Consider the following 13,339-nt stretch of genomic DNA (forward strand, 5'->3'; position numbering starts at 1 on the left):
CCCTCATCTAGATCGAGCACCATGAGCGACATTCGGAACCGGATCGCCAACCTTCCCCCCGAGAAGCGCGAGCAGTTCCTGCGCAAGCTGGCCGAGCGGCAGCAGGCTCCCCAGGTGGCGCAGGAGGCCCCACCGGCCCCCCGGCCCGTGCGCGCTCCCTCCGAACCGTCGCCGTTGTCCTTCGCCCAGCAGCGGCTGTGGTTCCTGGATCGGATGGAACCCGGGACGACGATGTTCAACATTCCCGCGGCGTTCCGCCTGCGCGGGCCGCTCGACGTGCGGGCCCTGGAGCGTGCTTTGAACGCGCTCGTGGAGCGCCATGAGTCGCTGCGGACGCGGTTCCTGGAGCAGGATGGACAGCCCGTCCAGGTGGCGGCGCCCTCGCTGGAGCTGAAGCTGGACCCGGAGGATCTGACGGGGTTGCCGCGGGAACGGCGCGAGGAGGAGGCGCTCCGGCTGGCGGCGGAAGAGGCGCGGCGGCCATTCGAGCTCACCCGAGGGCCCCTGCTGCGCACCACCCTGCTGAGGCTGTCGCCGGAGGAGCACATCCTGCTGCTGACGATGCACCACATCGTCTCGGACGGCTGGTCCATGGACGTGCTGATCCGGGACGTGGGTGTCTTCTACGAGGCCTTCAGCGCCGGAACCCGTCCGGTGCTGCCGGAGTTGCCGCTGCAATACGCCGACTTCGCGCGCCAGCAGCAGCTCGAGCGCGAGGGCCCGGCCCTCCGGAGGCAGCTCGACTATTGGAAGGCTCGGCTGACCGGCGCACCCGAGGTGCTGGAGCTGCCCACGGACAGGCCTCGCCCGGCCGTGCAGACTTTCCGAGGGACGACGCTGCCGGTGGAGCTTCCCGCGGCGCTGGTGGAGGAGCTCAAGGCGCTCGGCAGGCGTGAGGGGGCCACCCTCTACATGGTGCTGCTCGCCGCCTTCCAGACGCTGTTGCACCGCTACTCGGGTCAGGATGACGTCTGCGTGGGCTCGCCCAGCGCCGGCCGTGGCAGAGCCGAGCTGGAGAGCCTCATCGGCTTCTTCCTCAACACGCTGGTGCTGCGCACGGACCTGTCCGGCAACCCCACCTTCCGCGAGCTACTCGGCCGGGTGCGTGAAGCCGCCATGGGTGCGTTCGACAACCAGGACGTGCCCTTCGAGAAGCTCGTCGAGGAGCTCCAGCCTCGGCGCAGCCTCAGCTACACGCCGCTCTTCCAGGTGATGCTCATTCTCCAGAAGCCCCAAGGGCGCCCCCGGCTCGGCGCGCTGACCCTGGAGAGCATCAAGAGCAACGCGGGCCAGTCGATGTTCGACCTCACCCTCTCGCTGGTGGAAGTGGAGCGAGGTGGGCTCGTCGGCCACCTGGAGTACAGCACGGACCTGTTCGAGGCGGAGACAATCGCCCGCCTCACCCAGCACCTGCGCACGGTGTTGGAGGCTGTGGTTGCCCAGCCAGAGCAGCGCGTGGGTGACATCCCCTTGCTGCCCCAGGCCGAGAAGCAGCAAGTGCTGGTGGACTTCAACCGCACCCACGCCGACGTCCCCCTCGACGTCTGCTTCCATCAGCTCTTCGAGTCCCAGGTGGCTCGCACTCCGGACGCCCTCGCCGTTCGCGATGCCTCCTCCTCTCTTTCCTACGCCGCCCTCAACGCTCGCTCCAACCGCCTGGCCCACCTCCTGGTGGACTCCGGCCTCCAGTCCGACTCTCTCGTCGCCCTCCTGGCCCCCCGCGGCTGCGACTTCCTCGCCTCCACCCTCGGCATCCTCAAGTCCGGCGCCGCCTGGTTGCCGCTGGACCCCTTCCACCCTCCCCACCGCCTCTCCCAGGTCCTCTCCCTCAGCCGCGCTCCCTTCGTCCTCGTCTCCGACTCGCTGGCGCCCCTGCTGGCCTCCGCCCTCGCGTTGTTGCCCACCGAGCGTCGCCCCCGCGTCCTCTCCCTCGAGGCCTCCCTGAGCGCCGCCTCTCCGGAGCACAACCTCCCGGCGCGCTCCTCTCCCTCCAGTCTGGCCTACGTCATCTTCACCTCGGGCTCCACCGGCGTGCCCAAGGGCGCCATGGTGGAGCAGCGCGGCATGCTCAACCACCTGCATGCCAAGGTGCGGGACTTGGCCCTGGGGCCCTCCGACGTCGTCGCCCAGACGGCCTCTCAGTGCTTCGACATCTCCGTCTGGCAATTCTTCTGCGCCCTGCTCGTCGGTGGCCACACCCTCGTCCTTCCCGACGACGTGGCCCACTCGCCCCGCGCCCTGCTTGAGTCGCTGGAGAAGCAGTCCGTCTCCATCGCCGAGACGGTGCCCTCCCTGCTGCGCGCCCTGCTGGAGGAGGCCGACGCCCTGGGCTCCTCTCGCCCGGCCCTCTCGCGCCTGCGCTTCATGCTCCCCACCGGCGAGGCCCTCCCGGCTGAAACCGCCCGCCGCTGGTTGCTCTGCTGGCCCTCCATCCCCCTCATTAACGCCTACGGCCCCACCGAGTGCTCCGACGACGTCACTCACGGGCCCCTCTTCTCCCCGCCTTCCTCCGCTTGCGTCCCCATCGGCAAGCCCATCTGCAACACCCGCCTCTACGTCCTCGACTCTCACCTGCGTCCCTGCCCCATCGGCGTCCCCGGTGAGCTTTTCGTCGGTGGCGCGGGTGTCGGCCGCGGCTACCTCCTCGACCCGCTGCGCACCGCCTCCTCCTTCCTCCCCGACCCCTTCTCGCGTGAGCCCGGCGCCCGCCTCTACCGCACCGGGGACCGCGTCCGCTGGTTGCCCGATGGCTCACTCGACTTCCTGGGCCGCATCGACTTCCAAGTGAAGGTGCGCGGCTTCCGCATTGAGCTGGGGGAGATTGAGGACTGCCTCTCTCGCCTCCCCTCCGTGCGCGAAGTGGTGGTGGTGGTGCGCGAGGACTCTCCGGGTGCGCAGCGTCTGGTGGCCTACCTGTCCGCTCGCCCTGGCCACTCCCTCCAGGTGGAGTCGCTGCGCGCCCACCTCGCCCAGCACCTACCCGAGTACATGGTGCCCTCCGCCTTCCTCTTCCTGGAGTCCCTGCCCCTCTCCTCCAACGGCAAGGTGGACAGGAAGGCCCTTCCCCCTCCTTCCGACGCTCCCCTCTCCTCCTCCGCCTACGCGCCTCCGCGTACCCGCACCGAGGAGTTGCTGTGCGGCCTCTTCGCGCGGCTGCTTCGCCTGGAGCGCGTGGGCATCCACGACGACTTCTTCTCCCTCGGCGGCCACTCCCTGCTCGCCGCACGCCTCGTCGCCCAGGTGCGCGAGGTGCTCGGCCTGGAGCTTCCCCTCCGCTCGCTCTTCGAGGCCACCACCGCCTCCCGTCTCGCCGAGCGGCTCGATACTCTCAAGGCTTCTTCCCAGGGCACCTCCTCTGCTCCGCCCCTGCGCCCTGCTCCTCGCGACGGCGCGCTGCCCCTCTCCTTCTCCCAGCAGCGTCTCTGGTTCCTCGACCAGTGGCAGCCCCTCAGCTCCGTCTACAACGTCCCCGCCGCTCTTCGCCTCGTGGGCCCGTTGGACGTCAGTGCCTTCCAGCGCTCCTTCGACGAGCTCCTCCGCCGTCACGAATCACTGCGCACCACCTTCCAGGCCACGGTGGAGGAGCCCCTCCAGGTCATTCACTCGCCAGGGCCCATGCCGCTCCCAGTCATCGACCTGCGCTCCCTGCCCGAGTCCGAGCGGGAGCACGAGGCGCGCCGGCTCGCCAACGAGGAGGCCTGGCGCCCCTTTGATCTGGCCGCCGGTCCAGTCATCCGAGTCACCCTCCTGCGGATGGGCGAGCAGGAGCACGTGCTCGTGGTGGTGATGCACCACATCGTCTCGGATGACAGATCCATCGAGGTGCTGCTGCGCGAGGTGGCCGCCCTCTACGATGCGTTCCACCGTGGCGAGCCCTCGCCGCTGCCGCCTCTACCGGTGCAGTACGCCGACTACGCCCTGTGGCAGCGCACCTGGCTCCAGGACAAGGAGCTGGAGTCCCGGGTCGGCTGGTGGCGCCAGCAGCTCGAGGGGATGCCCCACGCGCTGGAGCTGCCCACGGATCGCCCGAGGCCCGCGCACCAGAGCTACCGCGGCGCCGTGTGGGAGACCCGTCTGCCGCGCGCGCTCTCCGACGCACTGCGCACCTTCCACCGCCGCGAGGGCGTCACGCCCTTCATGACGTTGCTGGCGGCCACCCAGGTGCTGCTGCACCGCTATTCGGGCCAGGAGGACTTCGCCCTCGGCACGCCCGTGGAGGGCCGCGAGCAGCATGGGCTGGAAGGGCTCATCGGTTTCTTCATCAACACCGTGGTGCTGCGCGCGCAGCCGAATGCCCGGCTCACCTTCCGGGAGCTGCTCGCGCGGGTGAAGTCCTCCACGCTGGATGCCTTCTCCCACCAGGAGGTGCCCTTCGAGAAGCTCGTAGAGGTGCTCCAGCCCCAGCGCGACCCGAGCCGCTCGCCCCTCTTCCAGGTGATGATCGTCTACCAGCAGGGACTCGAGCTGAGGGGCGCCATGCCGGGCCTCTCCCTGCGCCCGCTGGAGGTGGAGAGCCGCACCGCGCGCTTCGAGCTGTCGCTGGCTTTCACCGACAACCCCGAGGGGCTGGGCGTCTCCTTCGAATACAACACCGATCTCTTCGACGAGAGCACGGTGACCCGCCTGGCCGGGCACCTCCAGGTGCTGCTCGAGGGCATCGTGGCGCGGCCGGAGCAGACCCTGGCGGAGCTACCGCTGCTGACGTCCGCCGAGCGCCAGAAGCTGCTGGTCGAGTGGAATGACACCCGCGCGGAGCCGCGGTCCGGCGCACGGCTGCACGAGCTCGTCGAGGCCCAGGTAGACCGCACCCCGGACGCGCCCGCCGTTTCGTACGAGGGCAGGCAGCTCACCTACCGAGAGCTGGACGAGCGCGCCAACCAACTCGCGCACCACCTGCGCTCGCTGGGCGTGGGCCCCGAGGTGCCGGTGGCCGTGTGCATGGAGCGCTCGCTGGAGATGGTGGTGGGTCTGCTCGCCATCCTCAAGGCCGGTGGCGCCTGGGTGCCGATGGATCCGTCCTACCCGGCCGAGCGCCTCGCCTTCATGGTGAAGGACGCCGCCGCCCCCGTGCTCCTCACCCAGGAGCGCCTGAAGCCAGTGCTGCCCGCGAGCTCTGGGCGCGTGGTGTGCCTCGACTCGGGCTGGGAGGAGATCGCACGAGAACCCGGACACCGGCCCCGGGTGGCTGTGGCTCCTGAGGGCGCCGCCTACATCATCTATACCTCGGGCTCCACCGGCCGGCCCAAGGGGGCGCTCAACACCCACGAGGCCATCCGCAACCGCCTGGAGTGGATGCAGTCCGCCTACGGCCTGACGCCCAGGGACGCCGTCCTCCAGAAGACGCCCTTCGGCTTCGACGTCTCCGTGTGGGAGTTCTTCTGGCCGCTGATCACCGGGGCCCGGCTCGTCATGGCCATCCCCGGCGGCCACCAGGACGGGGCGTACCTGGTGCGCACCATCGCCTCCGAGCGCATCACCACCCTGCACTTCGTGCCCTCCATGCTCCAGGTCTTCCTGGAGCAGCCGGGGCTGGAGTCCTGCGCCCACCTCGAGCGCATCATCTGCAGCGGCGAGGCCCTGCCCGCGGAGCTCGCGCAGCGCTGCCTTGAGCGGCTGCCCGCGAGCCTCCACAACCTCTACGGCCCCACCGAGGCCGCCGTGGACGTCACCCATTGGACGTGCGAGCGCGGGGATTCGCGGCGCATCGTCCCCATTGGCCGTCCCATCTCCAACCTCCGCATCCACATTCTTGATGCGCACCTGCGTCCAGTGCCCGTGGGAGTGCCGGGGGAGCTCTACATCGGTGGCATCGGACTCGCGCGTGGCTACTACCGTCGGCCGGACCTGACGGCCGAGCGCTTCGTGGCCGATCCCATTGGCACCGAGCCCGGCGCGCGCCTCTACAAGACGGGAGACCTGGCGCGCTACCTGCCTGGCGGAGAGATCGAATACCTGGGCCGCACCGACTTCCAGGTGAAGCTGCGCGGCTTCCGCATCGAGCTGGGAGAGATCGAAGCCTCGCTCGGCCAGTACCCCACGGTGCGCGAGGCCGTTGTGGTGGCACGCGAGGATGTGCCCGGAGACAAGCGGCTGGTGGGCTACGTGGTCCCCGCCACGGGCCAAGTGGTTGACGTGGCGGAGCTGCGGCGTCACCTCCAGCGGCAGTTGCCCGAGTACATGGTGCCGGCCGCCTTCGTGGTGATGAACGCGCTGCCGCTCTCCTCCAATGGCAAGGTGGAGCGCCGAGCGTTGCCGGCCCCCTCGTCCTCGCTGGAGGAGTCACGCGCCCACGCGCCTCCGCGGACCCGCACCGAGGAGCTGCTGTGCGGCCTCTTCGCGCGGCTGCTGCGCCTGGAGCGAGTCGGCATCCACGACGACTTCTTCTCCCTCGGCGGCCACTCCCTGCTCGCCACCCGCCTGGTAGCGCGCGTGCACGAGACGTTCGGGGTGGAGCTGCCCCTGCGGGCCTTCTTCGACGCCCCCACCGTTGCCCGGCTCGCCGAGCAGCTGGACACCTTGCAGCACCGGCCCCACGAGCACGGTGCCGTGCCGCCCCTGCGTCCCGCGCCGCGTGACGGCGCGTTGCCCCTCTCCTTCGCCCAGCAGCGCCTGTGGTTCCTCGATCAGTGGCAGCCCCAGAGCGCCCTCTACAACATCCCCGCCGCCCTTGAGATGGAGGGGGAGCTCGACGTGGGCGTGCTGGAGCGCAGCTTCATGGAGCTCGTCCAGCGCCACGAGTCGCTTCGGACGACGCTCCGCCAGGGCGAGCACGGAGGTGAACAGCTCGTACACCCGGGGACGACCGCGCCCCTCACCGTGGTGGATCTGCGGGAGCTGTCCGCCGGGGAGCGCGAGCAGGAGGCGCGCCGGCTCGCCATCGAGGAGGCCCACCGGCCCTTCGATCTCACCCGCGGGCCCCTGCTGCGCATCACCCTGTTGCAGCTGGAGCCTCAGCGGCACGTGCTGCTGCTGACGCTGCACCACATCGTCTCGGACGGCTGGTCCATGGACGTGCTGCTGCGGGAGTTGGCCGCGCTCTATGACGCCTTCCTCCGGGGCGAGCCCTCGCCCCTGCCGGCCCTGCCCGTGCAGTACGCGGACTACGCGGCCTGGCAGCGCTCGTGGCTTGAGGGCGAGGTCCTCGAGGCCCAGCTCGCCTGGTGGCGCCAGCAACTGGAGGGAGCCCCGCGCGGCCTGGAGTTGCCCACGGACAAGCCGCGCCCGGCGCTCGTCACCAACCGGGGCGCCGTGAGCACCCGCCGCCTGCCAGGCGAGCTCTCCGAGTCCCTGCGAGCCTTCCACCGCCGCGAGGGCGTCACGCCCTTCATGACGTACCTGGCCGCGCTGCAAACGCTGCTGTACCGCTACTCGGGCCAGGACGACTTCACGGTGGGCACGCCTGTCTCCGGACGTGGGCGCCCCGAGCTGGAGGGACTCGTCGGCCTCTTCATCAACACGCTGGTGCTGCGCGCCCGGCTCGGCGCGAACACGCCCTTCCGCGAGCTGCTCACCCGGGCGCGTGAGTCCGTGCTCGGGGCCTTCTCCCACCAGGAAGTGCCCTTCGAGCGCCTTGTGGAAGCGCTCCAGCCCGAGCGCGACCTGAGCCGCACGCCCCTGTTCCAGGTGATGCTCGTCTACCAGCAGGGCCTGGAGATGGAGCGAGCCCTGCCGGGCCTCACCCTGCGCCCGCTGCCCGTGGAGGGGCGGACGGCCAAGTTCGACTTCACCCTCTACGTCACCGACGGTGAGCAGGGCCTGGAGCTGGGGCTGGAGTACAACACGGACCTCTTCGAGGCGACGACCGCGGAGCGGATGCTGGGCCACCTGGAGGTGCTGCTGCGGGCCGCCATCGCTCAGCCGGAGCAGCGCGTATCGGAGCTGCCACTGCTCACCGAGGCCGAGCGCCGGCAGCACCTGGTGGAGTGGAACACCCCGCGCGAGGGCTTCGCTCGGGGCCCCGCCCTGCACCAGCGCTTCGAGGCGCAGGTGGCCCGCACGCCGGACGCCATCGCCGTCACCTACGAGGACCAGCACCTCACCTACCGGCAACTCGACATCCGCGCCAACCAGCTCGCCTGGCGCCTGCGCCGCATGGGCGTGGGTCCCGAGACGCTCGTGGGCCTGTGCGTGGAACGCTCCCTGGAGATGGTGGTGGGCCTGCTCGCCATCCTCAAGGCCGGCGGCGCCTACGTCCCCATGGATCCATCCTACCCGGCCGAGCGCCTGGCCTTCATGCTCGAGGACACCGCCGTGCCGGTGCTCCTCACGCAGGCCGCGCTCCAGGACAAGCTGCCGCCCCACCGCGCCAGCGTGGTGCTCCTGGATGATCCCCGCGAAGGCTTCGAGGGCGAGCCCTCCCACGCGCCGGACGCGGGCACCAGGCCGGAGAACCTCGCCTACATCATCTACACCTCCGGCTCCACGGGCCGGCCCAAGGGCGTGCAGATTCCCCATGAGCAGGTGGTGCGCCTCATGAGCGCCACCGAGCACTGGTACCACTTCGACTCGCGTGACGTGTGGACGTTCTTCCACTCGTACGCCTTCGACTTCTCCGTCTGGGAGTTGTGGGGGGCGCTGCTGTACGGCGGGCGCGTGGTGGTGGTGCCCTACTGGGTGAGCCGCTCCCCGGACGCCTTCCTGGCGCTGCTGCGCCGCGAGCGGGTGACGGTCCTCAACCAGACGCCCTCGGCCTTCCGCCAGCTCATCCACGCCGATGCCACCTCCACCGAGGCCGGCGAGCTGTCCCTGCGCTACGTCATCTTCGGCGGCGAGGCGCTCGAGTTCGCCAGCCTGCGGCCCTGGTTCTCCCGGCATGGAGAGCAGAAGCCCCAGCTGGTCAACATGTACGGCATCACCGAGACAACGGTGCACGTCACCTACCGGCCGCTGTGCGCAGCGGACGCGGAGGGGGCTTCCGGCAGCATCGTCGGCGTGCCCATTCCGGACCTACAGGCCTTCATCCTGGATGAGCGGTTGCGGCCACAGCCGGTGGGCGTCCCCGGAGAGCTCTACATTGGTGGCCAGGGCCTGGCGCGCGGCTACCTCCACCGTCCGGAGCTCACGGCGGAGCGCTTCGTGCCGCACCCCTTCTCGCAGCGGCCCGGGGAGCGCCTCTACAAGACGGGAGACCTGGCGCGCTTCCGAGCTGACGGCCACATCGAGTACCTGGGCCGCACCGATCTGCAGGTGAAGATCCGCGGCTTCCGCATCGAGCTGGGGGAGATTGAAACGGCCCTGGCGCAGCACTCCACGGTGCGCGAGGCCGTGGTGGTGGCGCGCGAGGACGTGCCAGGAGTGAAGCGGCTGGTGGGCTATGTGGTACCGGCCGTGGGACGGGTGACGAGCGCGGAGGAGCTGCGCAACCACCTCCAGCAGCGGCTGCCGGACTACATGGTGCCCGCGGCCATCGTCACGATGGAGGCCCTGCCGCTCACGTCCAACGGCAAGGTGGATCGCCGGGCATTGCCCGTGCCGGAGGTGGAGCGCTCGGCGCGGAGCAGCTTCGTGGAGCCGCGGACGCCCGTGGAGCGCCAGCTCGCCGACATCTGGGCGCGCGTGCTGAGGCTGGAGAAGGTGGGCATCCACGACAACTTCTTCGCCTTGGGCGGCGACTCCATCCTCAGCTTGCAGATCATCGCCCGCGCGCACCGCGTGGGCCTGCGCCTCACCCCCAAGCAGCTCTTCCAGCACCAGACGATCGCCGAGCTGGCGCCGATGGCGACGGAGGTACGGGCCGCGCGGGGCGAGCAGGGCCCGGTGGTGGGTCCCGTGCCGCTCACGCCCATCCAGCGCTGGTTCCTCGAGAGGGATCTGGAGACACCGCACCACAACAACCAGGCGATGGTGGTGGAGCTGCGCCAGCCGGTGGAGGCCGAGCTCCTGGAGCAGGCGTTGGACCACCTGCTGGCGCACCATGACGCGCTCCGGCTGCGCCTCACGAGGACCGCGAGTGGCTGGCGGCAGGAGTGCGCCGAGCCGAGCAGCGGAGGCGTGGTGCTGCGGCGGGTGGACGCGTCGCGAATGGAGCAGACCGCCGAGGAGCTGCAACGCGGCCTGTCGCTGGAGAACGGGCCGCTGGTGGCGGCGGCCCTGGTGGAGCCGGGAGCCGGACGCACCGCACGACTGCTACTCGTCATCCATCACCTGGCGGTGGACGGCGTCTCCTGGCGCACGCTGCTGGAGGACCTGGGCACGGCCTGCCAGCAACTCCAGGCGGGACAGCCGGTGGCGCTGCCTCCCAAGAGCACCTCCTTCAAGACCTGGGCGGAGCGGCTGGTGGCGCACGCCAGCTCGCCGGCGGTGGCGGCGGAGCTGCCCTTCTGGCTCGACGAGGCCCGGGCGCGCGTGCGTCCGCTCCCGAGGGACGGGGCTGGCGGTGACAACACCTTCGCCTCGGCACGAGGGGTGACGGTGTCACTCGACGAGGAGGAGACGCGCCTGCTGCTGCAGGAGGTGCCCTCCGCCTACCGGGCCCGTATTGACGACGTGCTGCTGGCGGCGCTGATGCAGGCGCTGGCCCCCTGGGCGGGACAGTCGCGCCTGTTGGTGGACCTGGAAGGCCACGGCCGCGAGGACCTGTTCGACGATGTGGACCTGTCACGTACGGTGGGCTGGTTCACCTCGCTGTACCCGGCGCTGCTGGAGGCACCCCAGACGGCAAGCCCGGGCGATGCGGTGCGCGCCGTGCGCGAAGGGCTGGCGCGGATACCGGGGCGAGGGCTCGGCTATGGCCTGCTGCGCTACCTGCGCGAGGACGAGGCGGCACGGCGTCTGCGCGCCCTGCCCGCCGCGGAGATCAGCTTCAACTACCTGGGCCAGTTCGACACGGGCGCGAGGGCCGAAGGACCCTTCGCCCTGGTGCGTGAGTCCGCGGGCCCCACCATCGGCGCGGGGGAACGCCGTCCCCACGTGTTGGAGGTGGGCGGCTTCGTGCTCTCCGGCCGGTTGGACCTCTACATCAGCTACAGCGAGGCGCTCCATTCGCGCGAGACCATCCAGGCGCTCGCCACGAGCTTCCGCGAGGCGCTGCGGCGCATCATCGCGGGCCGCGCCAGCCCGGATGCCGCCCACCGCATCCCCGCCGACTTCCCTCTGGCCCGCCTCACCCAGGCCGAGCTCGAGCGCATCCTCCAGAAGGATCCGCTCGTGCAGGACATCTACCCCCTGTCGCCCATGCAGCAGGGCATGCTCTTCCACGCGCTGCTCGAGCCCAAGGTGGGCATGTACCTCGAGCAGCTCACGTGGACGTTCCACGCGCCGCTCCAACCGGACACGTTCCACCGGGCCATGGAGCGGCTGGTGGAGCGTCAGCCGCTGCTGCGCACCGCCCTCTACTGGGAAGGGCTGGCCAGGCCGCTCCAGGTGGTACGCCCTCGGGCGGAGCTGCCCTGGCTCGAGCTGGACTGGAGAGGCGTGCCCCCGGCGGAGCAGCGGACCCGGCTGGAGGCTTTCCTCACCGAGGATCGCTCCACGGGCTTCGAGCTGTCCCACCCGCCCCTGATGCGCCTGGCGCTCATCCGTCTGGAGGAGCACGTCACGCACATGGTGTGGACCTACCACCACGTGCTGATGGACGGGTGGAGCCTCGGCCTGCTCTTCCAGGAGCTCTTCGCCACCTACCAGGCGCTGCTGAGTGGCGAGGCGCCACCCCAGCACTCCGTTCCGCCCTTCCGCGAGTACATCGCCTGGCTCCAGCGCCAGGACGACATGGGCGCGGAGGTCTTCTGGAGACGCTCGCTCCGGGACTTCACCACGCCCACGCCGCTGCCGCTGGCCCGGCCTCCGAGGGAGAACGCCGCGCACCTGCCCCCGGGCGAGCGGGATCTCCACCTGACGGCGGCGCGCACCGCGGAGCTGCAGGCCTTCGCCCGAGAGCACCAGCTCACCCTCAACACGCTGGTGCAGGCGACCTGGGGCCTGGTGCTCGGCCGCTACGCCGGCACGCAAGACGCGCTCTTCGGAACCACCGTTGCCGGCCGTCCGCCGGACCTGACGGACGTGGAGTCCATGGTGGGGCTCTTCATCAACGCCCTCCCGGTGCGGGTGCGGTTGGAGCCGCACGTGCCGGTGCTGCAATGGCTGAAGGAGCTGCAGGCGTGGCAGGTGGAGATGCGCCAGTACGAGCACAGTCCCCTGGTGAAGGTGCAGGGCTGGAGCGAGGTACCCCGCGGCACGTCTCTCTTCGACAGCTTCCTCGTCTTCGAGAACTACCCAGTGGACGCCTCTGTCATCGAGCGAGGCAGCACCCTGGCGATCCGCAACGTGTACTTCTACGAGCGGATCAACTACCCGCTGGCGGCCATGGTCATCCCCGATCGGGAGCTGCTCCTGCGGCTGGGGTATGACTCGGCGCGCTTCACCCAGGAGGCCATTGACCAGTTGCTGGCGCACTGGCGGGGCGCGCTGGAGGCGGTGCTGGCCCGGCCCAATCAGCCACTGGGAGAGCTGACCCTGCTCACGGAAGAGGAGCGGAGGAAGGTGCTGGTGGAGTGGAACGACAGCCGCGTGGACTTCCCGCGCGACGTGCTCGCCCACCAGCTCTTCGAGGCCCAGGTGGCCCGTACACCGGAGGCTCCCGCTGTCTCCACCGGCGACTCCACCCTCACTTACCGAGAGCTGGACGCTCGCGCCAATCAGCTCGCCTGGCACCTGCGCTCCCTGGGTGTCGGTCCCGAGACCCGCGTCGGCCTGTGTGTCGAGCGCTCCCATGATCTGGTCATCGGCATGCTCGCCGTCCTCAAGGCCGGTGGTGCCTGGGTTCCCCTCGATCCCTCCTATCCCTCCGAGCGCCTTGCCTTCATGCTGGCCGACTCGGAGGTTCCCGTGCTCCTCACCCAGGAGCATCTGGCGGACGAGCTGCCCTCGCAGAGCGGGTTCCTCGTGTGCCTGGACACGGACTGGCCGCAGGTGGCCACCCAGTCCACGGAGCCGCTCCCTCCGCTGGGCGTACCCGACAACCTCGCCTACGTCATCTACACCTCCGGCTCCACCGGTCGGCCCAAGGGCACCCTCCTCACCCACCGCGGCCTGTGCAACACCGCCCTGGCCGCCGTCCGCGAGCACGGCTTCGGCCCCGACACCCGCGTCCTTCAGTTCGCCTCCCTCGGCTTCGACGCCTCCGTCTGCGAAGTCTTCGCCTCCCTCCTCGCTGGCTCCTGCCTCCACCTGGCTCCCCGCGACAGCCTGCTGCCTGGGCCTCCCCTCCACTCCCTGCTTCGCTCTCGCTCCATCTCCGCCGTCACCCTCACCCCTCCGTCCTCTCCCAGCTCGACACCGAGGGCCTCGAGGGCCTTCTCACCGTCATCTCCGCTGGCGAGGCCTGCCCTCCCGACGTCGCCTC

Annotated in this window: 1 pseudogene; it reads left to right on the forward strand. The window is 70.3% G+C overall.

Annotated elements, in window-relative coordinates:
• Positions 1–21: 21 nt before the first annotated feature.
• A pseudogene (locus F0U60_RS27845) lies at positions 22–13,239 on the forward strand (non-ribosomal peptide synthase/polyketide synthase); the annotation flags it as partial.
• Positions 13,240–13,339: the final 100 nt, after the last annotated feature.

It is taken from the genome of Archangium minus (genome assembly GCF_044360475.1).
Lineage (GTDB): Bacteria > Myxococcota > Myxococcia > Myxococcales > Myxococcaceae > Archangium > Archangium minus.